The following is a 23,546-nucleotide window of genomic DNA, read 5'->3' as shown; positions in this document are numbered from 1 at the left end:
CACCACAGCCGCGAGGAAGGCCAAGGACGCCAAAACCTGCCAACGGGGGACATCTTTGTCGGATCGCTCTTTGTTCGATCCTATGATCCAGCCTAAAAGATATTCGAGCATGGGCTATCGCCTTCATGGTGTCGGATTGACGAAATGGGGGCGTTATCTGCCCGACCACCGTCGGACTAGGATAGAAGGTTGGCCTACGTCCGCTATCGGGTCGTTAGCGGACCAACGCCCATTCATACGTCCGTAAAGTTCGCCGTCCGCTTCTGCATGCCGGCCATGACCGCCTCGATCTGGTTCGGCCTGCGCATCACGCCGGCCTGCTCGACGCTTTCGGCCATCAAGATATCGTCTCCCGACTGCTCGATCATCGCGTCCTGCAGGCGCTTGGCGGCGCGGATCGCCTCGGGATTGCGATTGGCGATCTCGTTGGCGATGTCGTTCGCCTTGCCCAGCGGATCTTCCGAAACGAAAGTCGCGAGGCCGTATTCCTTCGCCTCTTCGCCGGTGAACTCGCGATTGGTGTAAACCAGCTCGCGCAGCACGTCGTCGCGCACATTGCCGCGCCACAGGTGATAGCCGCCCATGTCGGGCACGAGGCCCCATTTCATCTCCATGATCGCCATGCGGCTTGCCGGATGGACGACGCGGATATCCGCACCGCTCGCGATCTGCATGCCGCCACCGAAACACACGCCGTGGATCGCGGCGATCACCGGTACGGGGCACTTGCGCCAGGTCATGGCAACTTCCTGGAACGTGTTGGTGTTGCCATGCGTGCGCTCGGTCAGCGGCTTGCGCTCGCCATCGGGCGTGGCGGTGAAGCTCGACACGTCGAGGCCGGCGCAGAACGACCTGCCCTCGCCCGCCAGCACCACGGCGCGCAGCCCCTTCATCGTGCGCAATTCCTCGCCAGCCGCGATGATCGCCTCGAACTGCGCAGGGTCGAGTGCATTCATCTTGTCGGGGCGATTGAAACGGACCTGCGCGACGCCGTTGTCGGCAAGATCAATCGTAACGCGGTTCTCTGTGCTCATGGCGTTCTGCTATTCCCAGCTGGAGTGAACGCCTTTCCTGCTTGATCGGGCCGTTGCTGTCCAGCTTGCGCATGGCGACGATCGGGGCGGGACTTGCGCCCTTCTCGTCCGGAGCGCCGATCCGGTAGCCGCCGCCGGGATGCGTCTGAACGATCCAGCCGAGGCCGGAGACTGCAAGCTTGGCGCGCAGGCGCGACACATGGACCTCGAGCGAGTTTGTTTCCGGCTCGTGCTTCAGCCGCCACACGTCCTGCAAGAGCTCCTTGCGGGACACCTGCCGATCGGGCGTTTCAGCCAGCCGCCAGAGCAATCCGAATTCGCGCGGGTGCAGCCCGATCCAGCGGTGGTCGACACGCGCATCGCGGTGGAAGAGGTCGAGCACCAGCGGACCGACGCGGCGCTGCTGCGGAATGGTCTTTGCCAGCCCGTCGAGCTTGAGCAGCCGGGCTGCCAGTTCGACCAGTGCGTGCTGCGAATCGAGCGCATCGCCGAAGCCTTCGCCCAGCAGCTGGGCGCGGGTCTCGGCATCGTCGACGCCGATCGCGATGACATTCTGCTTGTCGGACAGAAGACCCCAATCGGGACACCGGCAGCCTATCCGCCAGTCGAGCAGTGTCGGTATGCCGGACGGCAGGTTCTCGCAGCGGAAGTATGGCCTGATCCGCCATCCCAGCATGCGCAGGTCCCACCTGCCCGGAGGGCTCGGCGCGACCGATAGCCATGAATACTCAGCAAGGGACATAGTGGACTCCTATGCCCACCCGTCACTTAACCAATGGCTGACAGCGCACTTTTTCTAAATTCCGCACAAATACTTAGGTGATTTCCCGAGTACCCCGGGCGGGATCACCGGGCGTGGTCAGAGAGGAACTTCTTGATGTTGCGCGCGGCCTGCCGGATGCGCTGTTCGTTCTCGACCATGGCGATGCGGACGTAGCCCTCACCTTCCTCCCCGAAGCCGACGCCGGCAGCGACCGCGACTTCGGCATGCTGGAGCAGCTGCTTCGAGAATTCGAGGCTGCCCATGTGTTCGAAACCGGGCGGCAGCTTGGCCCAGGTAAACATGCTGGCCGGCGGGTTGGGAATGGCCCAGCCTGCGCGGGTGAAGCTTTCGACCATGACATCGCGCCGCGCCTGGTAGCGGGCGCGGTTCTGTTCGACGACTTCCTGCGGTCCATTGAGTGCAGCACAGGCGGCGGCCTGCACCGGCGTGAACGCGCCATAGTCGAGATAGCTCTTCACGCGCGTCAGCGCGGCGATCAGCTTCTTGTTGCCGACGCAGAAACCGATCCGCCAGCCAGCCATCGAAAAGGTCTTGGACATCGAGGTGAACTCGACCGCCACGTCCTTCGCCCCTGACACCTCGAGGATCGAGCGCGTGGGATTGCCGTCGTAATAGAGCTCCGAATAGGCGAGGTCGGACAGGACCCAGACCTCGTTCCGCTTGGCCCATGCGACCAGCCGCTCGTAAAAGTCGAGGTCGACCGTCTCTGCCGTCGGATTGCTGGGATAGTTGCACACCAACACCGTCGGGCGCGGCACGGTATAGGCCATCGCGTTGTCGAGCGCCTTCCAATAGTTCTCGTCAGGCGTGGTGGGCACGCTGCGGATGGTCGCGCCGGCGATCATGAAACCATAGGTGTGGATCGGATAGGCCGGGCTAGGCGCGAGGATCACGTCGCCCGGTGCGCTGATGGCCGTCGCCATCGACGACAGGCCCTCTTTCGAGCCCATGGTGACCACGACTTCGCTTTCGGGATCCAGGTCGACCCCGAAGCGGCGCTGGTAATAATTCGCCTGTGCGCGGCGAAGGCCCGGGATGCCCTTCGACTGCGAATAGCCATGTGCGTCGGGCTTGGAGGCCACCTCGCACAGCTTGTCGATGACGTGCTGCGGCGGGGGCTGGTCGGGATTGCCCATACCGAGGTCGATGATGTCCCTGCCCGCCTGGCGTGCCGCGTGGCGCATCGCGTTGACCTCCGCGATGACATAGGGCGGCATGCGTTTAATGCGGTAGAATTCGTCGGACATTTAGGCTCCGTCGGGCGTTTATCGTGTCATACTGATTACCTATTCATGCGGCACGCGCAAACGGCATAGATGCATGGAGGCGCGGAATATTCTAAGTCCGCGACAAACAGCGCTTCGCCACGCTAAGGAAAGAGAATGAACGAAACGCCCGATCCCTTCACCAATCTCTTCGAACATCCGGCCAAGCTGGCGCGCGCGATCTTCGCGCCGATGACGGGAGCGGTCGATCCGGCGATCATGGGCGAGGCGGCGATGAAGCCGGAGGACGCGCAGGCATGGGCAGAAACCGGCGCGAAGCTGCAGGCGCTGTGGGCGCAGTACCAGACCGAGCAGATGAGCAATCCGCAGGCGCTGGTCCCCTATTTCGATCCCGCGCGCTGGATGGCGCTGGCCACCGACTGGTACAAGCAGATGCCGATCGCTCAGGCCGAGCAGCAGAAGGTGCTCTGGGAAGAAGGCATGGCGCTGTGGAACGACGTGCTGGGCCAATACGGTCTCGGGCCGAAAGCTTCCGAAAAAGCCGACGGCGAAGTCGAACTGCCGCGCAAGGACCGGCGCTTCGCAGACGAGAAGTGGCGCGCGCACCCCGCCTTCGCGCTGATCCACCAGACCTATCTCTTCCTTGCAGAGCGCGTCGAGGAGATGGCCGACCGGATGGATGGCCTCAATCCGCAACAGCGCGAACAGCTGCGCTTCACGACCAAGGCGATCACCGAGGCGGCGAGCCCTGCCAACTTCCCGCTCACCAACCCCGTCGTGATGGAGCGCACGCTCGAGACCAAGGGCCAGAACCTCGTGAAGGGCATGGAGCACCTGCTCGCCGACATGCGGCGCGGGCAGCTCTCCCATACCGATGCCAGTGCCTTCAAGCTGGGCGAGAACATCGCCACGACCCCGGGCAAGGTCGTTCACGAAACACCGCTCTACCAGCTGATCCAGTATTCGCCGACGACCGAGAAGGTCATGGCGACCCCGCTCGTGATCTTCCCGCCGTGGATCAACCGTTTCTACATCCTCGATTTGAACGAGAAGAAGAGCTTCGTGAAATGGGCGGTCGACCAGGGCGTAACCGTCTTCATGGTCAGCTGGAAATCGGCCGACGCCAGCATGAAGGACGTGGTCTGGGACGATTACGTGCGCGGCCAGATCGACGCGATCGACCATATCCGCACCCGTCTCGACGTGCCGAGCGTGCACACGATCGGTTACTGCGTCGCGGGCACCACCCTCGCTGCAACGCTTTCGCTGCTCCACTCCCGCGGTGAAGAGGACAAGGTGAAGAGCGCCACCTTCTTTACTGCGCAGGTCGACTTCGAAAAAGCGGGCGAGCTGCTCAACTTCGTCGACGACCAGCAGCTGGGCGCGATCAAGGCGCTCTCGCCCGACGGCTATCTCGACGGGCGCTACATGGCGGCGACCTTCAACCTGCTTCGCGGCACGGACCTCATCTGGAACTACGTCGTGAACAATTACCTGCTGGGCGAGGACTATCCGGCCTTCGACCTGCTCCACTGGAACGGCGATGTGACCAACCTGCCGGCCAAGTGGCACCAGCAATATTTGCGCGACCTCTATCGCGACAACCGGCTCGTGGAAGCGAATGCGCTGAGCGTCGACAACACGCCGATCGATCTCGGACAGGTCAAGACGCCCACCTATGTGCAGGCAGGCAAGGAAGACCACATTGCGCCGGCCGAAAGCGTGTGGCGCCTGCAGGAACACTTCACCGGCCCGATCAAGTTCGTGCTGGCTGGCTCCGGCCATATCGCCGGCGTGGTGAACCCGCCCTCCTCGGGCAAGTACCAGTACTGGACCAATGAGGGGTCGCCGCGCACGCTGGCAGAGTTCCGCGAAGGGGCGCAAGAGCATCCGGGCAGCTGGTGGCCGGACTGGATCGACTGGCTGCGCACGCAGGACGGCGAAACCGTACCCGCCACGGGCAGGCGCAAACCGGGCGGAAAAGGCGATAAAGTCATCGAAGACGCACCGGGACGCTACGTCGCCACGCGCTGAATTGCGCTTTAACTGACTGAAAAAACAGCTCGTCGCGGCCTATTGTGCACTGCACAAAAAATCCTTGACTTCGCAGCTGCAATGCCTATTTTGTGCAGTGCAACATAAAGCGAGGTTAATCCCATGGCCGAGAGCCAGACCAAAATCGATGCTGCTGCTGAGAAGGCTTACGCCGAGGCTGCCGAAAAGAAGACTGCCGAGGTGAACACCAAGGCTGTCGAAAAGGCCGTCGAAGCTGACACGACCGCTCCGGTGAAGACGGCTAAGGTCGCCGAGGCTGTTGCAGCCAAGCCGAAGAAGGCGCCTGCCAAGAAGAAGGCAGCTCCGAAGAAGGCGAAGAAGGTTGCTGCCAAGAAGGCCCCGGCAAAGAAGCCGGTCGCCAAGAAGGCTGCTCCGAAGAAGGTCGCTGCCAAGAAGGCCGCTCCCGCGAAGAAGGCCGCGAAGACCTCGACCACCCCGATTACCAAGTTGAAGGAAACCATCATGGCCACTGCCAAGAACGCAAAGACCACCGACTACACCGCCAAGGCGAAGGAAATGGCTGCAGACATGCAGACCCGCGCAAAGGCTGCTTACGACAAGGGTGCAGAAATGACCCAGGACGCCGTCGAATTCCAGAAGGGCAACCTCGAAGCTCTCGTCGAGAGCGGCAAGATCCTTGCTGGCGGCATGCAGGACATGGGCCGTACCTATGTCGAAGAAGCCAAGTCGGCTGCCGAAACCGTCCAGGGCGACGTCAAGAAGATGGCCGCTGTGAAGTCGCCGACCGAGCTGTTCCAGCTGCAGGGCGAAATCGCACGTCGCAACTTCGACGCCATGGTTTCGACCACCTCGAAGAACACCGAAGCCATGCTGAAGCTCGCCAACGAAGCTTTCGCTCCGCTCTCGAGCCGCATGAGCCTCGCCGCTGAGAAGGTCCGCAAGGCCGCCTAAGCGCGAAACGCATTAACCAGCTTCAACCCGCCGGGCATCTCTCTCCTCTCTCCCTTTGCCCGGTAGTTGGAAACGGCGGGTCGGATGGCACCAAGGTGTCGTCCGGCCCGTTTGCTTTTGAGCCCGTGCGTGGGCGCGCGTTGACACTTTCTTGACCCGCCTCGACGCATGCTGTCGCTATCAACGCTTGCGAATTGGCAAAGCGTTACGATATTGGCGCCTCCGATGACCCAGTCGCATCATCTCATGAACATCCGCGCCGCAGGCGGCGATGACGATCAGCGCGATGGCGAGGGCCAGACAGGCCTCGCCACCAAGACGCGCACCAAGCCCAAGAAGCCCAGCCAGTACAAGGTGCTGCTGCTGAACGACGATTACACACCGATGGAATTCGTCGTGATCGTGTTGAAGCGCTTCTTCCGCATGGACATGGAAGAAGCGACCCGCGTGATGCTGCACGTCCACCAAAAGGGCGTCGGCGTCTGCGGCATCTTTCCCTACGAAGTCGCCGAGACCAAGGTGAACCAGGTGATGGATTTCGCCCGCCAGAACCAGCATCCGCTCCAGTGCACGCTGGAAAAGGCCTGAGAAGATAGCCTTCCTCGGCCACCCTGAGCCCGATCCGGTGGGCAAAGGCCAGGAGAGCGTCTGGGACTATCCGCGACCCGCAATCGCCGAACCCACCGATCGCCATATCGTCATTCGCCACCAGGGCGTGACGCTGGCCGATACGCGTTCTGCATGGCGAACGCTCGAGACGAGCCATCCGCCGACCTATTACCTCCCGCCTGCCGATGTCGAGACGCAATATCTCGCGCCCAATGCACGCCGCTCGATATGCGAGTGGAAGGGGCAGGCGCGGTACTGGGACGTGCTGATCAGCGAGGACCGTTTCGATGCAGCTTGCTGGAGCTACGCGCAGCCGACCACTAGCTTCGCAGGCATCGCCGGCTTTTTCGCTTTCTACCCCGAGCCTTTCGACGAATGCCTCGTCGACGGCGAACAGGTCATCCCGCAGCCGGGCGGCTTTTACGGCGGGTGGATCACCAGCCGCGAGGCGGGCCATTTCAAGGGCATTCCCGGCAGCCGTTTCTGGTAGGGCATGACGAACCGGCTTTTTCCGGCTAGGGCCGCAGCAGACCGACGATAGACCGGAATTCGAGTGCTCAGTTTCCTTCCCGCAATCGACCGTTACATCTTCCGGCTGGTAATCGTGCCAATGCTGGGCGTGTTCGCGCTCGCCGCCTCGCTGCTGCTGCTCGACAAGATGCTGCGCCTGCTCGATTTCGTCGCGGTGGAGGGCGGCCCCATCGGCGTCGTCTTCCAGATGTTGGCGACGCTGATCCCCGAATATGCGAGCCTCGCGATCCCGCTCGGCCTGCTGCTCGGCATCCTGCTCGCCTTCCGCAAGCTGGCGACCACCAGCGAGCTCGACGTGTTCCGCGCGGTGGGCCTGTCCTATGGCCGCCTGCTGCGCGTGCCCTTCGCAATCACCGCCGTACTGATGACGGTCAACGTCGCGCTGGTGTTCTTCATCCAGCCGGTCAGCCGCTTCACTTACGAGAGGCTCGAATACGAGCTGCGTTCGGGCGCTCTGGGCGCATCGATCAAGGTGGGAGAGTTCACCACGCTCGCCGACCGAATGGCCCTGCGTATCGAGGAAAGCGAGAATGACGGACGCGACCTGAAAGGCATCTTCGCGCGCGTCGCCAACGAGCGCGGACAGGTGCTGTCGATCAGCGCCAAGGAAGGCTCCTTCCTCGCCACGACCGACGATCCCGATACGATCATCCTGCGCCTTAGTGAAGGCACCATCGTACAGGACACCGGCAGCCAGACGCCGCGCGTTCTCACTTTCACCCGGCACGACTTGCCGATCGACCTGCCCGCGATCGAGGAATTCCGCGATCGAGGGGTGGAAGAGCGCGAATACATCCTGCCCGAGCTGTTACGCATCGGCTGGGCCGACAATGCGAGCGAGAGCAAACGGGACGCATCTCAGGCGAGCTTCAATTTCAGGCTGGTCGAGGTGGTGATGATGGCGCTTATGCCGCTGCTTGCCGTCGCACTCGGCATACCGCCAAAACGAAGTACCAGCGCGCTTGGCGTGTTCCTCTCGATCATCATGGTGGTCGCCTATCACAAGGTGAACCAGTATGGAGAGGATGTCGCCGCTCTTGGCATTGTCGATCCGATCATAGCCCTGTGGGTGCCGTTCTTCCTGTTCGGCGCACTCATCGTGTGGATGTACTACCGCGTCGCCATCGTGCCCGGCGGGCAGGCGATCGGCGCGCTCGAAAACTGGTTCGCCAAGGTGACCAAGCGCTTCGGCAAGCTGTTCAAGCGCAACCGCCGCGTGGTCCTCGACGAGGCTGACGCATGACGCAGTTCGATTTCTTTCCCTCGCGCACGCTGACGGTCTACCTCGCCAAGCTGTTCGTGGTCCGCATCCTCGCGGTGCTGGTCATGCTGGTGCTGGTCCTGATGATGCTCGACCTGCTTTCCAACAGCGGAAAGATCCTTGCCGTTCCGGGGAACGGACAGGGCGAGCTGCTGACCTACGCGGGCTTGCGGATACCGCAGCTGATCCAGCGATTCCTGCCCTACTCCGTCCTGCTCGCCACATTGATCACGCTGGTCACGCTCAACCAGAACAGCGAGGTCATCGCGATGAAAGCGGCCGGGCTTTCGGCCCATCAGGTGCTTGCGCCGTTGCTGCTTACCGCGCTGGTCGTTGGCGGCTTCAGCTTCGTGTTTAACGAACGCGTGGTGACCCGCGCTACTGCCACGCTCAAGGCCTGGGATGCAGCGGAATTCGGCCCGATCCCTGCGGAATCGAACGTGCGGGCGAATGTCTATCTCGCCGACGGTTCCAACGTTCTGACCGCCGCCCAGCTGACCGGCAGCGGCGAAACGATCCTTATGCGCGACGTGACCTGGTACCGGCGCAGCCCCGAGGGCGGCATCATCGAACAGGTCGATGCCGAAAGCGCGAGCTATGCCGGGTCCGGCTGGCTGCTAGAAGGCGTGAAGCGCTTCGATGTCGGCTCTGCCTCGACGCAGGAGATCGACAGCCTCGTGGTCGGCGAAGAGCTGACCCCCGACCAGATCGACCTTGCCAAGATCGACCCGGAAGCCGTGCCCTTCTGGGAGCTCGGCCCGCAGATCGACGCATTCGAAGCTGCCGGACGCAGGACCGGCGAAATGCGCGCGAAGTGGTGGCACAAGCTCTCCGGCCCGCTCTCGTCCTTCCTGATGCCGCTGCTCGGCGCTGTTGCCGCGTTCGGCCTAGCGCGCTCGGGCCAGCTCTTCGTGCGCGCGCTGATCGGAATGGCACTGGGCTTCGCCTATTTCGTCGTCGACAATGCCGCGCTCGCGATGGGGAACTTCGGCGGCTATCCGCCCTTCCTCGCTGCCTGGGCGCCGTTCCTGTTGTTCGCGCTGATCGGCGAAACAGTCCTCATCCGCACCGAGGAATGAGCGACTTCTCCATCCGGCTGGCGCGCGTCGAGGATGCTCAAGCCTTTCACGATGTCGAGGAGGACGCAGCCAGCCTGCTGCGCGAGGAGCCGTCGCTCGAAGGCGTGCCCGTCCCGCCATCCGAAAGCGCTGAGCATTACCGCGCGCTGATCCGGCGCGGGAACTGCCTTGCCGCAACCAGCGGCGATGAAGTCGTCGGATTTGCGGCAGCCGGGAGAATCGGCCGCGAGCTGCACCTTCACGAGCTGAGCGTTGCGAGGCGGAGCCAGGGACAGGGCATCGGCGCCACGTTGCTGCAGGCCCTCGCGGTCGACGCACGCAATTGCGGCCTCCGTGCGATCACCCTCAACACTTATCGCGACATCGCCTGGAACGGGCCATTCTACGCGAGACACGGCTTCGTGGAGATCGAGAACTTCGAAGGGCGCGAGCACCTGCGCGAAAGCCTCGAGGCGGCTGCCACTCTGGGTTTGCCGCGCGAGCGCCGCTGCGCGATGATCCTCTTTCTCGACTAGGCTAAGTCCGGAACGCTGCCGCGGGTCAGGCGTCTTTTTGGCAAACAAGGAGATTGACCATGACCATTCGTCCCGCCTTGCTCATCGCGGTTCCGGCCCTCGCTCTTGCCGCTTGCGGGCAGGAACAACCTGATCCCGATACGAGCTATGAGGATCAGCTTCCGCCGCCAGTCGAGGATATGGAAGAAGGCATGGCTTCGGCACCAGACAACGACACGATCGAAGGCGGGACCGACGAGCAGGTCGATGCGGAATTTGCTGGCGAGAACCAGCTTCCGGAAGGCTACGAAGCCCCCGAATAAATCAGTCGCGCGGGCGCCCCATGGTGCTGCGCGCGATGCGGGTTACCAGCACGCCCATGCCGGCGTGGTTCGCGCCATGATAGGTCGAGCTCTCGCCCAGTTCCTTCACGAGGCGGCGGTGCGCCTCGGGCAGCGAGTGATAGGGCATCGAGGGCATCAGGTGATGCAGCGCGTGATAGCGCAGGCCGACCGGAGCCCAGATCTCGGCGATGCGGCCCGGCGGGGGGACATTGACCGAATCGAGGAACTGCGCGGTGACGGTCATCGCCTCGCCCTCGTTCTCCCACAGATGCGCGACCAGCGTGCGCAGCTGGTTGAGCAACGCCACTGCCGAGGCCACACCCAGCGCGACGAGCAAGGGCTTCCAGCCGAATGCGAAGACACTGCCGATCAGCACCCACGACCAGATGAAGCCAGCGGCTTCCTGCATGAGGACACGCGGACGCAGTTCGCCTTCGGGCGGACGGCGACGGAACTCGGGATTGATCGCGAGCGCGCTGGCGCGCTGCCATGTAAGCTGGCGAATCGGCGGAATGATCGCGCCCAGCGGCACGAGCACTGCAAAGCGGAACAGGAGCGCCACCGGCGCGAGGATCGCAATGATGACGAAAAGCGGCAGGCTCCACGCATTCATCAGCGCGAGCGGCAGGTACTCGGGATCCTCCACCGTGCCGTACTGCGTGCGCTTGTGGTGCAGCGTGTGGACCTGTTCGTACATGAAGGACGGCGTCAGCATGGGCACGCCCACCAGCGCATTCCACGCAGTCCGGAAGCCCGGGAGCGCCCCGTTACGGAAATGCGAGATCTCGTGGATGAACAGGAGCGCGCGATAAAGCGCCAGGACCGAAACCAAGGCCAACACGACGGCCAGCGCGGTATTCTCGACCAGGATCGCACCTGCCAGGGTGCCATAGCCGATCAGCGCCGAAGCGATCATGTCGCTCCAGTATATCGAGGCGCGATGCTCGGCGATATCCTTGGTCAGGTCGCGCGCAGCGCGCAGCATCGCCTTGTCGTCGGCGATCTGCGAATGCCAGCCGCGCTTTTCGCGCAGTTGCGCGGGATTGGCGGCAGAAAGGGTCTGGTCGAGCTTCATTTCGAATTTCCTGGGGGCGGCCTATAGCGAATCGCGCGAAAAATGACAGTCTTCGCTATCGATCATTGTGATCGAAAGGCGCGCGATTCCTTGACAAAGATCAAATGCCACACGCAGGGCTAACCTTGGCTGAACAACCCGTTTCAACAGGGAACCACGTGCGTGTCTGACAGGAATATTGTGATCGAAGCCGTCGAAGGCAAGAAGCAGCGTGCGGCATTCGTCGACATCGGGCGCGAGTTCGCTGCACGCGAGCCGCACAATGTCCCGCAGCTGCGTTCGGAGCAGCTCGAACTGGTCGATCCTGACAAGAACCCGTTCTTCGGTCACGCAGAAGCCCAGCTCTTCATCGCCTACGAAGGCGGCAAGCCGGTGGGCCGGATTGCGGCCCATATCGACAAGCTCGCGCTCGAACTCCCGCCCGAACAGGGCATGGGGCCCGGAACCGGCATGTTCGGTTATTTCGATGCCGAGGACGAGGAGGTCGCCAAGGCCCTCATCTCGCGTGCCGAGGATTGGCTGCGCGCAAAGGACATGACCCGGGTCATCGGCCCGATCTCGCTCTCGATCTGGGAAGAGCCCGGCCTGCTGGTGAAGGGGCAGGACCACTCACCGATGATCATGATGGGTCACGATCCCGCGCATTATGCAGGCTGGATCCAAGGCGCCGGCTTCACCCATGCCAAGAGCCTGCTCACCTACGACCTCGACATCTCGACGCCCTTCCCCCGCATCGTCCAGCGCATCGTGCAGTCGGGCGAACGCAATGAACGCATCCGCCTGCGCGGCGTCGACAAATCGCGCTGGGTCGAGGAAATCCGGACGGTTCTCGAGATCCTCAACGATGCATGGTCGACAAACTGGGGCTTTGTGCCCTTCACCGAGGCCGAGATCGAACACGCGGCGAAGAAACTTAAACCCGTCGTCCGGCCCGAGCTCAACATGATCGCCGAGCTCGACGGTCGCCCGGTCGCTTTCATGGTGGTGCTGCCCGACCTCAACGAGGTGCTGAAGAAGGTGCGCGGCAAGCTGTTCCCCTTCGGCTGGTTCCCCCTGCTGCGCGCGCTGCGCAAGCCCACCGGCCTCGGTATGCGCGTCCCGTTGATGGGCGTACGCAAGGAATTCCAAAGCTCGCGCCTCGCCAGCCAGCTCGCTTTCATGATGATCAGCAAGATCCGCGACAATGCCACCGAGCTATACGGATCGAAGCGTGCCGAGATCGGCTGGATCCTCGACGACAACAAGGGAATGGTGGCGATTGCCGATGCCATCGAGAGCTCGATCAACCGCGAGTACGTCATCTACGAGAAGGCGCTCTGACACCGCGGCCCAGCGACAAGTGGCCTTGCAGCAACACATGCATGGCTGAATGTTGCATGGCGGGAACGCTGGGCAGCCGACACCGTTCGAGTTACTGGAGCCCGCGATGGGGCTGTGCTCCTGCATCGACGGGTTAGAATGAAATCCAGCAGCAAGAAGACTGCAGCACCCAAGCTGCCCAACTACGTCCTCGTGGTGGAGGATGACGCGATCCTTTCGCTCAACCTCCAGGGCGCGCTGGAAGATGCAGGCGTCAAGGAAGTCGTGCTGTGCACCACCACCGACCAGGCTCTCGAGGCGCTGCGGCGCAAGAAGCCCGACGCCATCGTCCTCGACGTACACCTTGCCGATCGTGACGATGGCTGGGCGGTTGCCGAGCTGGTGGAAACGCTTGGCCCGAAACCCCCGCGCGTGATCTTCTCGACCGGCGCACCGCAGGACATTCCGGAAGACGTGGCGGCTCTCGGCTGCGTGCTGGAAAAGCCCTATGACAGCGCGGATCTCGTAAGCCTGCTGGGCCAACCTGAGCGTACCGGCATCATCAAGCGCCTTCGCGGGGCATTGGGCGCAAAGTAAGCGCCCGCTCGCCGCACCCTTCTCCAGCTTTGACATGCGTTCGCCGTAGTCTAGCAGCGCCATAATTCTGCGTGCGAAAGAAAAAAGGCCTCCGCTCTCATGGAGCGAAGGCCTTTCGGGATCGTATCACCAGCCGCTTGGACGGGAGGGGGGTCTCGGCGGTGACATAAGCTAAATGGACCAACCCGAATGGGGTTCCCACGCGGGTCAAAATTTTTTGACCCGCGCGGAAACCGGGTAATTTCCAAATCAGATGAAGGGCCTGGAGCTTCGCCCGGCGCGGTCAAAATCGGCGTAATCGGCGGCCTTGTCCATGTTCGGCACGCACAGCTCGCGCGAACTCCATTCGACGAGGCCTTCACGGTCGAGAGCGCGGATTGTGCGATTGGTGTGGACGAGCGAGAGGCCGAGCATGTCGGCGATCTGCGACTGTGTCACTGGAATGGTCAGCCTGTTGCCTTCGTCGGCGAGACCGGTCGCGAGCGCGCGGTCGACCAGCCATGCGGCGAGGAACACCACTCGCTCCTTGGCACTGCGCTGCCCGAGCGAGACGATATGGCCTTCCAGCTCGGTCTCTTCCTTCGCCGCCAGCCAGGTGATGTCGTAGCCGAGGCGCGGATGCTCCTTGATGAGCGAAACGAAGTCGGAGCGCGGGAAAACACACAGGCGCGCCTCGATCAGTGCCTCGACCGAATGGCTCGCCGGTTCGTCGAACGCCCCCTGCAGGCCCACGAGGTCTCCCGGGAACATGAAATTCACGATCTGGCGACGCCCGTCCTCGAGCGACCGGAAGCGGATCAGCACGCCTTCGAGCACGGTGTAGAGGTGTTTCGCCTCCTCGCCTTCCTCCAGGATGGTGTCTCCGCGTTCGAAGCGCAGCTCGCCCTTCTTGAAATCGTTCATGTACGCCCGCTGCCGCCTTTCCAGCGGGCGCAGGCCGGGACAGTCCTGCAGCGGGCAGTTCAGGCAATCGTACGGATCGGCAACTTCGAACATGCGCAGCTCCCCATAGGCCGCAGGAATCCGGTTCGGCAGCGCGCGTTTAGTCCGCGCAATAATATCATTTGTCAAATTGCGAGAATTGCTAAGAGGTTGCTGGAACCGATGGCGCGGGCAGGCGTTCTCATCGCGCAAACCACGGAAGGGGTTCTATGTCGCTTGGTGACCAGATTGCTAAAAACCTACCTTATCTGCGCCGCTACGCGCGTGCGCTGACGGGCTCGCAGGCAACGGGGGACGCATTCGTCCGCGCAACGCTTGAAGCCGCACTGGCAGACGAACAGCTCAAGGCCTCGCTCGAGGGCGGCCGCGTGCCGCTCTACCGCGCCTTCAACAAGGTCTGGTCGAGCGCATACATGGATGTGCCCGACAGCGAAGGCGATACCGGCCGCGAAGGCGCGGCGCAGGATCGGCTTAAATCGATCACTCCGCTGAACCGGCAGGCACTTCTCCTGACCACGCTGGAAGACTTCTCGGTCGACCAGGCCGCGGAAATCATGGAGCTCGAAGGCGATCAGGTCGAACGCCTCGTCCAGGAAGCCGTCGGCGAGATCGATCGCGAGAGCGCAACCAGCGTGCTCATCATCGAGGACGAGCCACTCATCTCGATGCAGCTCGAGGACCTCGTCACCTCGCTGGGCCACGAAGTGTGCGGCACGGCTGCCACGCGTACGCAGGCGCAGGAAGTGGTCGCCGAGAAGACGCCCGGCCTCGTGCTCGCCGATATCCAGCTGGCCGACGGTTCCTCGGGTCTCGATGCCGTGGACGACATCCTCGCCATCGACAGCGTGCCGGTGATCTTCATTACTGCCTATCCCGAACGCCTGCTCACCGGTGACCGGCCCGAGCCGACCTATCTCGTGACCAAGCCCTTCCAGGAGCAGACGGTTCGCGCGGCGATCAGCCAGGCACTGTTCTTCGGATCGAGCCGCCCGCTGGGCTGACACGCCTTACAGCTCAAAAGGGGAATGGGCCGTCCGGAGCGATCCGGGCGGCCCTTCCTTTGCGATCATCGGAAAGCGATCAGCCGGATGCTGGCCCCGGCGGCAAGCGCGCAGGTTCAGCTCTCGCGGTTGCTCTGCGAGCTGCTGCGCAGTTCGAATTCGCTCGGCTCGCGCACCGGGACGAGAAGCTTGCACCGCACGCCCTCGGGCAGGAATTCCAGTTCGACCGGATGGCGCAGCTCGTGGGCGACGATCTTCTCGATAAGGTCGGTGCCGAAACCGCGCTTCTTCGGAAGGGTCACCTCGGGTCCATTACTTTCGATCCATACGATGCTGGCGAGCTGCTCGTTGACCAATGACCAGGTGATCTCGACCTTGCCGCCGCTCGTGCTGAGCGCTCCGTACTTCGCGGCATTGGTTGCAAGTTCATGGATAGCGAGGCCAAGCGAAAGCGCATCGTTCGGCGCGAGCTCGACCGCAGGCCCTTCGATCACAACGGTGTGGTCTTGGTCATTGGCATAGGGCGCGAGCTCCACGCCCACGACCGATGCGATCGGCGTGGTTCCCCATTCCGACTGGGTCAGGAGATCATGCGTCGCCGACAGCGCGCGGATCCGGTTGTCGATACCGGTCGCAAACTCGTCGAGCGAGTCGGCACGTCGCCGCGTCAGCGACACGATGGACAAGACGTTCGCCAGCGTGTTCTTCACACGATGATTGAGCTCGCGCGTGAGCGAGTTGCGGATCGAGTTCTGTTCGGCAAACCAGTCGAGCGAGCGGCTGTCTTCCTGCGCCTGCTTGGTGAGCAGGCGGGCGACGACCATGAGGAGGCTGGCCACGGCTAGGCCGAACAACAGCGTGATCATCGACAGGGGCGAAAGCGTCTCGTCGTTTGAAGACTGCACCACGAGCAGCATGTCCCGGTTCGCAAGGTCGACGTCGCGTTGGATCGTTTCGCTGCCTTCTGTCCAACCGCCGAGTTGCGCGAGGAGCCGGCGCTCGCCGCCATCGATGTCGTAGAGTCGAACGCCCGTTTCGTCGCCGCTGACAAGCTCGCTCGCCGACGCAAGGAACTGCGACGCGTTAAAGGGGCTGTAGATAAATCCCTTGAGGTTTCGCGAAGCGCCTAAACCGTCGATGACCGGCATATAGATCAAGAAACCGTAATCCTCGCCCTCACCTTCCTGGACAAGCGTGATGCGTCCGCTCGCGGTCGGCCTGATGGTGCGCTGGGCTTCGTCCATCGCTTCGCGGCGGGTGGGTTCGGAATACATGTCGTAGCCGAGTGCGCGTCGGTTCCTCAGCGTGTCGGGCTGGAGGTAGAGAATGGGGACCAGTTGCTCGCGCGGGCTCTCCACCAGCGAAGGCGATATCCGCGTGAACCCGATCCGCCCCTCGTTGAGCTGTGCCTCGAAGTTTGCGGCCTCCGACGCTCCTATGGCAGGTGCCCAGCCGATACCTTCGGCGCCGCGGTAATCGGCATCGAGACGCAGTTCGGAAACGAACTGGCGGAACATTTCCGGCGTGACCTCGCCCTGCGATCCGAAGAGCGCAGCACCAGCGCGAAGGAAGGACGAGTTCGAATAGGCGCGGCGTTCGATTGCCGAGGTCATCGAGATCGACTTGCGATTGAGTTCTGCGGACGCGCGAGCGCGCTCCCCGCTTTCGATCGAGAACACGCTGAGTGCCGTAATGGCTGCAACAAGGAGGAAGATGCCCAGGGGCACCGCGCGCGGATAATCGACCAGCCATCGCCGGCGCTGCCCACGTCGCATTAGATCGTCTTGAACCAGCTTCTCGCCTCTTTCGCGTTCGACCCGTGCGCCTAATATCCGCTAGTTGGCGGAAGGTTCCATGCCTGGCGGCAAATTTCCCCCACTTCGGAACGGAATGCGGGTTTCTACGTTGTGCGAGGACCTGTGGGATTGAAATCGGGGGCCGGCGCTGCAGTTTGGGCGCGCGCTTCCGTCATGGTAAGGACGTATTCTCAGAGCATGAACGCGAAAGCTACTTCCGTAACACCGGCCGAAAAGGGTGCTGGCGAGGAAGCCAAGGAGAAGCCCGAATGGGCCAATGGCTTGCGCGAGCTCTACGATTCGGTGGTCGAAGAACCGCTGCCGGACAGCTTCAAGGATCTTCTCTCGAAACTGGATGACAAGGACTGATGGGGGGTACGAAACGGACGGCCTCCGAGAAGGCCGATTTCAAGAGAGAGCTCACCGAGGTGGTGCCCCACCTCCGCGCCTTTGCGCGCGGTCTTTGCGGGCGCGCCGACATGGCCGACGATCTCGTGCAGGAAACCCTCCTCAAGGCATGGGCGGCGCAGGAGCGCTTCCAGCCCGGCACGAGCATGCGTGCATGGACCTTCGTGATCCTGCGCAATGCTTACCTTACCGACATGCGTCGCAACCGCTTCCGCGGCGAATATGACGAAACGGTCGCCGAGCGCGTCCTGACGGCTCCCGCCGGCCAGGAGGAACCGATCCATCTGTCCGACATGCACCGCGCATTGCTGACGCTGCCGCCGGAGCGCCGCGAAGCGCTGCTGCTGGTCGGAGCGGGTGGCTTCTCTTACGAAGAAGCGGCAAATATCTGCGGCTGCGCTGTGGGCACGATCAAGAGCCGCGTGGGCCGTGCGCGCTCCGCGCTCAACACGATGCTTGCCGACGGCACAATCCCCAAGCGCTCGATCGACGACGACACCGCCCACCGCGCCATCCTCGAAGAACTCGACGACGTGGCGGCCGGACAGGGCGTTGCTGCGCGCAGCTAAGCAGCTTGCTCTCGCATCGCCGGCACGGCACACAGGGGTGAAATGAGCGACGGCGACCCTGCACCTGGAGACGGGAAGAATTCCGCACCTGCACCTGTGCGCGGACGGCGCATGGCGTTCGCCGAACAGGAATTACGACTGATCTCGGCGCTGGTGGTGCTGATCGGCCTCGGGCTGTTCTTCGCGCTGCCCTTCGTCCTCTCGATCGGTTCGGTCGTCTTTCTGCCAGTCGTGACGGCGGTAATCCTCACGGTGATCCTTTCGCCGCTTGCGGACAAGCTCAACGGCTGGGGCATTCCGAATGTCCTCGCCTCGCTGGTCTCGCTGCTCTTCTTCTTCGCCATCCTGCTGCTTGCACTGGCGCTGATCCTGCAGCCTGCCGCAGCGCTTTTCGACGAGCTGCCCGCGATGGCGAAGAACGTCGCCGATCAGTTTGCCGCGTTGCGCGACCGCTTCGCGTGGATCGGACAGATGAACGAGCAGCTTGCCGATCTCATGGATCGCGGGGAATCGCGCGAGGTGGTTGTCGCAACGCCCAGCCTGCTCGAGGAACTGGCCTTCGCGACGCCAAGCCTGGTGATCGAAACCATCCTCACGCTACTGATGGCCTTCTTCATGATCGAGGCCCGCGTGCGCCTACGCCAGCGCCTGCTGTTCGGCCGCACAAGCTTCGGCACCAGCATCAAGGCGGCGCGCGTCTTGCGCGAGGTGCAGGACCGTGTCGCGGCCTACATACTGACCGTGGGCCTCATCAATCTGGGCGTCGGCGTGGTGGTCGCACTCGGCGCATGGGCGCTGGGCGTCGATGCGCCCATCATGTGGGGCGGGCTTGCTGCCCTGCTGAATTTCCTGCCCTACATCGGCCCGACACTGATGGTCGGCCTGCTCACCTTGTTCGGCATCGCGACAACCGAGACCATCTTCATCGGCCTGATCCCGGCAGCCGCCTATCTGGCGCTACACACGGTCGAGGCGAATGTCGTGACGCCTTCGATACTCGGCGCGCGCTTCACGATGAACCCGGTGCTTATCCTCATCGCCCTGTCCTACTTCACGTGGATATGGGGCGTGTTCGGTGCGCTTCTTTCGGTGCCGATCCTGCTGATGCTCACCGCGCTGTTTGATCATGTCGGGAGGCCAAACCTCATCGGCTTCATCTTCGGGGAGCCACTATTCGCCACGAATGTCCTCGAAATGTCGCAGGACGATTCGACCAAATAAAAAGGCCCGCTGCGCAGATCCGCAGCGGGCCTCTTTATTTTCTCGGGCGATCGATCAGGCGGGATAGGCCCACGTCGTGCCGCGCGCGAGGTTCTGGCTCGCGAAGCTCCAGTTGAGCTTGCCGTTGACCGCATCGAGGTAGGCCGGGCGCGCATTCTGGTGGTCGAGATAGTAGGCATGCTCCCACAGGTCGATCACGAGCAGCGGGTTGACGCCTTCCTGGTCGGCCAGCGTATCCCCATCGTGGGTTTCCTCGATCGTCAGGCCGCCGTTTTTCACCGCCAGCCATACCCAGCCGCTGGCGAAGTGGCCAGCACCGCGCTCTGCGAGCTTCTTCTTGAGTTCGTCGACCGAGCCGAAGGTGCTGTCGATCATGCTCTTGAGTTCGTCCGATGCCGCAGTTTCTTCCGCTGCCATCGAGTGCCAGTAGAAACCGTGGTTCCAGCTCTGGGCCGAGTTGTTGAAGAGGCCCTGGTTGCTGCCACGCGCTGCAGCGATCACTTCTTCGAGCGACTTGTCGGCGTGATCGGTACCTTCGATCGCCGCATTGGTCTTGTCGATATAGGCCTTGTGGTGCTTGCCATGGTGGAAGCTCAGCGTCTTCGCCGAGACCGCAGGCTCCAGCGCAGTGTCATCATAAGGAAGGTCGATCAGCTCAAAAGCCATGCGAATGGTCCCCTCTTGGGTTGGTGTGAATATAATTCCGTTGCGACCCTAACGCACCAAGGCGCGCGAAGTTGCACTAGGGCGCGATAAGCTCCACGAAAAGGGGGACGAGCGGACTTTTCTTTGCCTTGTGAAGGCGTAACAAGGGTCCAAAGAAGCAGGGAAAGGAATTTATGACGCGCAAGTTCTTCGGCACCGACGGTATTCGTGGCCGCACCAACCAGGGTGCGATGACCGCGGCGACCGTGATGAAGGTGGGCCAGGCGGCGGGAACGCACTTCCTGCGCGGCGGGCACCGGCATCGCGTGGTGATCGGCAAGGATACGCGCCTCTCGGGCTACATGATGGAAAGCGCGCTGGTTGCAGGCTTCACCAGCGTAGGCATGGATGTGATCATGACCGGCCCTCTCCCGACGCCCGCGATTGCCCTCCTGACCCGCGAGATGCGCGCCGATCTGGGCGTGATGATCTCGGCAAGCCACAACCCTTTCGAGGATAACGGCATCAAGCTCTTCGGGCCCGACGGCTACAAGCTGTCCGACGAGGCCGAAGCGGCGATCGAATTGCTGATCGAGCAGGAGCCGCTGCTCGTCCAGCCGGAACGGATCGGGCGCGCACGGCGGATCGACGATGCGAGCGGGCGCTATATCCACGCGGTCAAGCAGTCGGTGGCGAGCGACATCCGTTTCGACGGGCTCAAGGTCGTGGTCGATTGCGCGAACGGCGCGGCATACCAGGTCGCACCCAGCGCGATCTGGGAACTGGGCGCCGAAGTCATCGCCATGGGCACCGAGCCCAACGGTACGAACATCAACGACGGTGTGGGCTCCACCGCACTCGATGCGATCAAGGCGCGCGTGGTCGAGGAAGACGCAGACATCGGGATCGCGCTCGACGGCGATGCCGACCGGCTGATCGTGATCGACGAGAAGGGCCAGGCAGTCGACGGCGACCAGATCATGGGCCTCATCGCCACGCGCCTCAACGACCGCGGCGATCTCAAGGGTGGCGGCGTGGTCGCCACCGTGATGAGCAACCTCGGCCTCGAACGCTATCTCAAGGACAAGGGCCTGACTCTCGAGCGCACCAAGGTCGGCGACCGTTACGTGCTGGAGCGGATGAAGGAAGGCGGTTTCAATGTCGGGGGTGAACAGTCCGGCCACATGATCCTGACCGACTTCGGCACGACCGGTGACGGGACGGTGGCCGCGCTGCGCGTCCTTGCGAGCGTGGTGCGCTCGGGCAAGCCTGCGAGCGAACTGCTGCATGTTTTCGATCCGGTCCCGCAGCTGCTCAAGAACGTGCGCTATTCGGGCGGCAAGCCGCTGGAGGCCGAGAGCGTCAAATCGGTGATCGCCGAAGCCGAGAAGGAACTGGAAGGTTCCGGCCGCCTCGTGATCCGTCCCTCGGGCACGGAGCCGGTGATCCGCGTCATGGCCGAAGGTGACGATGCCGGGCAAGTCGAACGCGTAGTCGACCGCATTTGCGACGCTGTAAGGGAAGCCGTCTGATGCTCGAGATGCGCCCCGATTGCGAACGCTGCGGCAGCGACCTTCCCGCAGAGAACCCTGGCGCATTCATCTGCAGCTTCGAATGCACCTTCTGCGCGGACTGCGCCGACGATCTCGATGACCTCTGCCCCAATTGCGGCGGCGAGCTGATGGACCGGCCGACCCGCGCGAAGAAGCTGCACGACAAGTTTCCGCCCAGCACCACGCGCAAGTTCAAGCCATGAGCGAGCGCCCCGTCCCGCCGCGCGTGCTTTCGATCGCCGGTTCCGACAGTTCGGGTGGTGCCGGCATCCAGGCCGACATCAAGACCATCGCCATGCTCGGCGGCTACGCCATGACCGCGATCACGGCTGTGACCGCGCAGAACACGCGCGGGGTCCAGCAGGTCGCGCCGATAAATACGGGTCTCGTCATGGACCAGCTCGAAAGCTGCCTCACAGATATCGGGGTGGATGCGATTAAGATCGGCATGCTCGGTTCGCCCGAGATCGCCATGCGGCTCGCCAAGCGGCTCGATACCTTTGTGGGCCCGATTGTGTTCGATCCGGTCATGGTCGCAACCAGCGGCTCGGTTCTCGCCGACGCGGCGACCATCGAAGGCTTCGGTGCGCTGATGGATATCGCAACCATCGTCACGCCCAACTTGCCCGAGCTTGCCGCGCTTACCGGGCGCGAGGAGATCGACGGCGAAAGCGTGTTCGAGGCCGCGCTCGACCTTGCGCGCGAGCGCGATACCATCGTGCTTGCCAAGGGTGGCCACGGCGAAGGCGACCAGGTGATCGATTACGTCGTTTCGGCTTCGGGCAAGCTGGCAAGCTTCGGCCATGCACGCATCGAAACGCGGCACACGCATGGCACCGGCTGCACTTTATCGGCAGCGCTCGCGACGCTGCTCGCCATGCGCCAGCCACTGACGCATGCCGTGCGCATCGCCCGCGCCTTTACTTACTCGGCGATCGAGCAGGCTCCCGGTTTCGGCGACGGAAGCGGACCGCTCGGACACCACGCGGTGCGCAAGCTGTCCGCCCCTGACGAGGGCTAGCACCCCAGGTCGTAGAAATCGCAGAGGTATGCCCAGGCCTCTTCGGCGGTTTCACACCAGCGGAAGAGATCGAGGTCCTTCTTCGAGATCGTTCCTTCCTCGGCGATCGCCTCGAAATCGACCACGCGGGTCCAGAAATCCTTGCCGAACAGCAGGATGGGGATCGGCTTCATCTTGCCGGTCTGGATCAAAGTGAGCAGCTCGAAAAGCTCGTCGAAGGTGCCGAACCCGCCCGGGAAAACCGCGACCGCGCGCGCGCGCAGCAGGAAGTGCATCTTGCGCAGGGCGAAGTAGTGGAAGTTCAGCGAGAGGTAGGGCGTCACATAGCTGTTGGGCGCCTGTTCGTGCGGCAGGATAATGTTGAGGCCGATCGATTCGCCTCCCGCCTCGCTGGCGCCGCGATTGGCAGCTTCCATGATCGAGGGCCCGCCGCCCGAACACACGACGAACTGGCGCTTGCCGTCCTCGATGATCGATTTCTCGGTCGCGAGCTTACCGAGCTTGCGGGCTTCGTCGTAATACTTGCTCTTGGCGACGAGGCTTTCGACCACTTTGCGCTCGTCTTCGGGCAGGTCCTTCGCGCCCTCCAGCGCGGCTTCCGCCGCATCGGGAGGGGGAATGCGCGCGCTGCCATACATGACCAGCGTCGAGCCGACCCCGGCTTCGTCGAGAACCATCTCGGGCTTCAGTAGCTCGAGTTGGAAGCGCACCGGGCGCAATTCCTCGCGCAGGAGGAAGTCTTTGTCCTGGAAAGCCAGTTTGTATGATGGATGTTCGGTCTGCGGCGTGTGTGTTTCGAGGCCCTTCTTTTCGAATTGGGCTTCTTGCTGTGCCGGGTAGAACTTGCGGTCCTGAATGCCGCGTTTGCGTTTTTCTTCTTCTGTCATGACTTGCGCGATAGGCGCGGCTTGCGTCAGCGACAAGTCATTGAAGAGGAAATGGCAGGGGTGACAGGATTCGAACCCGTGGCCCTCGGTTTTGGAGACCGATGCTCTACCAGCTGAGCTACACCCCTGCAGCTTGGAGAGCGGCGCATTAGAAGAGCCGCGCGCGCTTGGCAAGACAAGTATCGCTACCTTGTGCGAACTGT

Annotated in this window: 25 protein-coding genes and 1 tRNA gene; 17 read left to right on the top strand and 9 right to left on the bottom strand. The window is 62.8% G+C overall.

Features of this window, described 5'->3' with window-relative positions; genetic code table 11:
- Window positions 1-233: 233 nt before the first annotated feature.
- The 3 genes from ACZ1G8_RS08445 to ACZ1G8_RS08435 form a co-directional block, all read right to left on the bottom strand.
- Complete coding sequence (locus tag ACZ1G8_RS08445; RefSeq protein WP_472679006.1) at window positions 234-1,034, bottom strand: crotonase/enoyl-CoA hydratase family protein; 801 nt, start codon at window positions 1,032-1,034, stop codon at window positions 234-236.
- Window positions 1,006-1,776 (bottom strand): winged helix-turn-helix domain-containing protein, encoded by a 771-nt coding sequence (locus ACZ1G8_RS08440; RefSeq protein ID WP_472679005.1) that lies wholly within the window; start codon window positions 1,774-1,776, stop codon window positions 1,006-1,008. Before ACZ1G8_RS08440 ends, ACZ1G8_RS08445 begins: the two co-directional genes overlap by 29 nt.
- A 104-nt stretch (window positions 1,777-1,880) precedes the next feature.
- A complete protein-coding gene (locus ACZ1G8_RS08435) occupies window positions 1,881-3,065 on the bottom strand; it encodes an LL-diaminopimelate aminotransferase (protein ID WP_472679004.1) in 1,185 nt (394 codons plus the stop codon).
- A gap of 135 nt (window positions 3,066-3,200) precedes the next feature.
- Here ACZ1G8_RS08435 and ACZ1G8_RS08430 point away from each other — a divergent pair, with 135 nt between their 5' ends.
- From ACZ1G8_RS08430 to ACZ1G8_RS08395, 8 genes are all read left to right on the top strand, one after another.
- Entirely contained in the window at window positions 3,201-5,078 is a 1,878-nt protein-coding gene (locus ACZ1G8_RS08430; RefSeq protein ID WP_472679003.1) for a PHA/PHB synthase family protein, read from the top strand.
- 123 nt (window positions 5,079-5,201) lie between these two features.
- Window positions 5,202-6,011, top strand: a complete 810-nt coding sequence (locus tag ACZ1G8_RS08425; protein WP_472679002.1) for a phasin family protein — start codon at window positions 5,202-5,204, stop codon at window positions 6,009-6,011.
- 246 nt (window positions 6,012-6,257) lie between these two features.
- Window positions 6,258-6,599, top strand: coding sequence for an ATP-dependent Clp protease adapter ClpS (gene clpS / locus ACZ1G8_RS08420; protein ID WP_244922094.1), 342 nt, complete (start codon window positions 6,258-6,260; stop codon window positions 6,597-6,599).
- Between the two features lie 37 nt (window positions 6,600-6,636).
- Window positions 6,637-7,110, top strand: a complete 474-nt coding sequence (locus ACZ1G8_RS08415; protein ID WP_472679001.1) for a DUF427 domain-containing protein — start codon at window positions 6,637-6,639, stop codon at window positions 7,108-7,110.
- Window positions 7,111-7,173: 63 nt separating this feature from the next.
- Window positions 7,174-8,394: an LptF/LptG family permease gene (locus tag ACZ1G8_RS08410; RefSeq protein ID WP_472679000.1), complete on the top strand. Its 1,221-nt coding sequence runs from the start codon at window positions 7,174-7,176 to the stop codon at window positions 8,392-8,394.
- Window positions 8,391-9,491, top strand: a complete 1,101-nt coding sequence (gene lptG / locus ACZ1G8_RS08405; protein WP_472678999.1) for an LPS export ABC transporter permease LptG — start codon at window positions 8,391-8,393, stop codon at window positions 9,489-9,491. The genes ACZ1G8_RS08410 and lptG overlap by 4 nt, the downstream gene beginning before the upstream one ends.
- The gene (locus ACZ1G8_RS08400; protein ID WP_472678998.1) at window positions 9,488-10,006 is read left to right on the top strand and encodes a GNAT family N-acetyltransferase; all 519 of its coding nucleotides are present in this window, start codon (window positions 9,488-9,490) and stop codon (window positions 10,004-10,006) included. The genes lptG and ACZ1G8_RS08400 overlap by 4 nt, the downstream gene beginning before the upstream one ends.
- Window positions 10,007-10,065: 59 nt before the next feature.
- On the top strand, window positions 10,066-10,308 hold the full coding sequence (locus tag ACZ1G8_RS08395; protein WP_472678997.1) for a hypothetical protein: 243 nt from the start codon (window positions 10,066-10,068) through the stop codon (window positions 10,306-10,308).
- Window position 10,309: 1 nt separating this feature from the next.
- On the opposite strand, the gene ACZ1G8_RS08390 is transcribed toward ACZ1G8_RS08395, so the two are convergent.
- Window positions 10,310-11,404 carry a fatty acid desaturase family protein gene (locus ACZ1G8_RS08390; RefSeq protein ID WP_472678996.1) on the bottom strand — a complete coding sequence of 365 codons (1,095 nt, stop codon included), beginning with the start codon at window positions 11,402-11,404 and terminating at the stop codon, window positions 10,310-10,312.
- 162 nt (window positions 11,405-11,566) lie between these two features.
- Here ACZ1G8_RS08390 and ACZ1G8_RS08385 point away from each other — a divergent pair, with 162 nt between their 5' ends.
- The gene (locus tag ACZ1G8_RS08385) at window positions 11,567-12,724 is read left to right on the top strand and encodes an N-acetyltransferase (RefSeq protein ID WP_472678995.1); all 1,158 of its coding nucleotides are present in this window, start codon (window positions 11,567-11,569) and stop codon (window positions 12,722-12,724) included.
- A 138-nt stretch (window positions 12,725-12,862) separates the two neighbouring features.
- Window positions 12,863-13,300, top strand: a complete 438-nt coding sequence (locus tag ACZ1G8_RS08380) for a response regulator (protein ID WP_472678994.1) — start codon at window positions 12,863-12,865, stop codon at window positions 13,298-13,300.
- A gap of 249 nt (window positions 13,301-13,549) precedes the next feature.
- Here ACZ1G8_RS08380 and ACZ1G8_RS08375 read toward each other — a convergent pair whose 3' ends face one another.
- On the bottom strand, window positions 13,550-14,296 hold the full coding sequence (locus ACZ1G8_RS08375) for a Crp/Fnr family transcriptional regulator (protein WP_472678993.1): 747 nt from the start codon (window positions 14,294-14,296) through the stop codon (window positions 13,550-13,552).
- Window positions 14,297-14,451: 155 nt separating this feature from the next.
- Here ACZ1G8_RS08375 and ACZ1G8_RS08370 point away from each other — a divergent pair, with 155 nt between their 5' ends.
- Window positions 14,452-15,243 (top strand): response regulator, encoded by a 792-nt coding sequence (locus tag ACZ1G8_RS08370; RefSeq protein ID WP_221552138.1) that lies wholly within the window; start codon window positions 14,452-14,454, stop codon window positions 15,241-15,243.
- 116 nt (window positions 15,244-15,359) lie between these two features.
- On the opposite strand, the gene ACZ1G8_RS08365 is transcribed toward ACZ1G8_RS08370, so the two are convergent.
- Window positions 15,360-17,018: a CHASE domain-containing protein gene (locus tag ACZ1G8_RS08365; protein WP_472678992.1), complete on the bottom strand. Its 1,659-nt coding sequence runs from the start codon at window positions 17,016-17,018 to the stop codon at window positions 15,360-15,362.
- Between the two features lie 219 nt (window positions 17,019-17,237).
- Between ACZ1G8_RS08365 and ACZ1G8_RS08360 the strand changes: the two genes are divergently transcribed.
- The 3 genes from ACZ1G8_RS08360 to ACZ1G8_RS08350 are packed head-to-tail and all read left to right on the top strand — an operon-like array spanning window position 17,238 to window position 19,237.
- The gene (locus ACZ1G8_RS08360; protein ID WP_472678991.1) at window positions 17,238-17,408 is read left to right on the top strand and encodes a NepR family anti-sigma factor; all 171 of its coding nucleotides are present in this window, start codon (window positions 17,238-17,240) and stop codon (window positions 17,406-17,408) included.
- On the top strand, window positions 17,408-18,016 hold the full coding sequence (locus tag ACZ1G8_RS08355) for a sigma-70 family RNA polymerase sigma factor (protein WP_221429261.1): 609 nt from the start codon (window positions 17,408-17,410) through the stop codon (window positions 18,014-18,016). The genes ACZ1G8_RS08360 and ACZ1G8_RS08355 overlap by 1 nt, the downstream gene beginning before the upstream one ends.
- A 42-nt stretch (window positions 18,017-18,058) precedes the next feature.
- Window positions 18,059-19,237: an AI-2E family transporter gene (locus ACZ1G8_RS08350; protein WP_472678990.1), complete on the top strand. Its 1,179-nt coding sequence runs from the start codon at window positions 18,059-18,061 to the stop codon at window positions 19,235-19,237.
- A gap of 54 nt (window positions 19,238-19,291) precedes the next feature.
- Here ACZ1G8_RS08350 and ACZ1G8_RS08345 read toward each other — a convergent pair whose 3' ends face one another.
- On the bottom strand, window positions 19,292-19,903 hold the full coding sequence (locus ACZ1G8_RS08345) for a superoxide dismutase (protein WP_472678989.1): 612 nt from the start codon (window positions 19,901-19,903) through the stop codon (window positions 19,292-19,294).
- Window positions 19,904-20,076: 173 nt separating this feature from the next.
- Between ACZ1G8_RS08345 and glmM the strand changes: the two genes are divergently transcribed.
- From glmM to thiD, 3 genes are read left to right on the top strand one after another with little or no spacing between them, the layout of a single operon-like run.
- Window positions 20,077-21,414: a phosphoglucosamine mutase gene (glmM, locus tag ACZ1G8_RS08340; RefSeq protein ID WP_472678988.1), complete on the top strand. Its 1,338-nt coding sequence runs from the start codon at window positions 20,077-20,079 to the stop codon at window positions 21,412-21,414.
- Window positions 21,414-21,638, top strand: coding sequence for a DUF1272 domain-containing protein (locus tag ACZ1G8_RS08335; protein WP_472678987.1), 225 nt, complete (start codon window positions 21,414-21,416; stop codon window positions 21,636-21,638). The genes glmM and ACZ1G8_RS08335 overlap by 1 nt, the downstream gene beginning before the upstream one ends.
- Window positions 21,635-22,456 carry a bifunctional hydroxymethylpyrimidine kinase/phosphomethylpyrimidine kinase gene (thiD, locus tag ACZ1G8_RS08330; RefSeq protein ID WP_472678986.1) on the top strand — a complete coding sequence of 274 codons (822 nt, stop codon included), beginning with the start codon at window positions 21,635-21,637 and terminating at the stop codon, window positions 22,454-22,456. The genes ACZ1G8_RS08335 and thiD overlap by 4 nt, the downstream gene beginning before the upstream one ends.
- Here thiD and ACZ1G8_RS08325 read toward each other — a convergent pair.
- Window positions 22,453-23,343 carry an LOG family protein gene (locus tag ACZ1G8_RS08325; RefSeq protein ID WP_472678985.1) on the bottom strand — a complete coding sequence of 297 codons (891 nt, stop codon included), beginning with the start codon at window positions 23,341-23,343 and terminating at the stop codon, window positions 22,453-22,455. The two genes, thiD and ACZ1G8_RS08325, sit on opposite strands and share 4 nt — an antisense overlap.
- A 52-nt stretch (window positions 23,344-23,395) precedes the next feature.
- Window positions 23,396-23,471, bottom strand: a tRNA-Trp gene (locus ACZ1G8_RS08320).
- Between the last annotated feature and the right edge of the window lie 75 nt (window positions 23,472-23,546).

Source organism: Qipengyuania sp. BR81-2, assembly GCF_055693895.1.
This window is presented reverse-complemented; position numbering and strand designations above follow the sequence as displayed.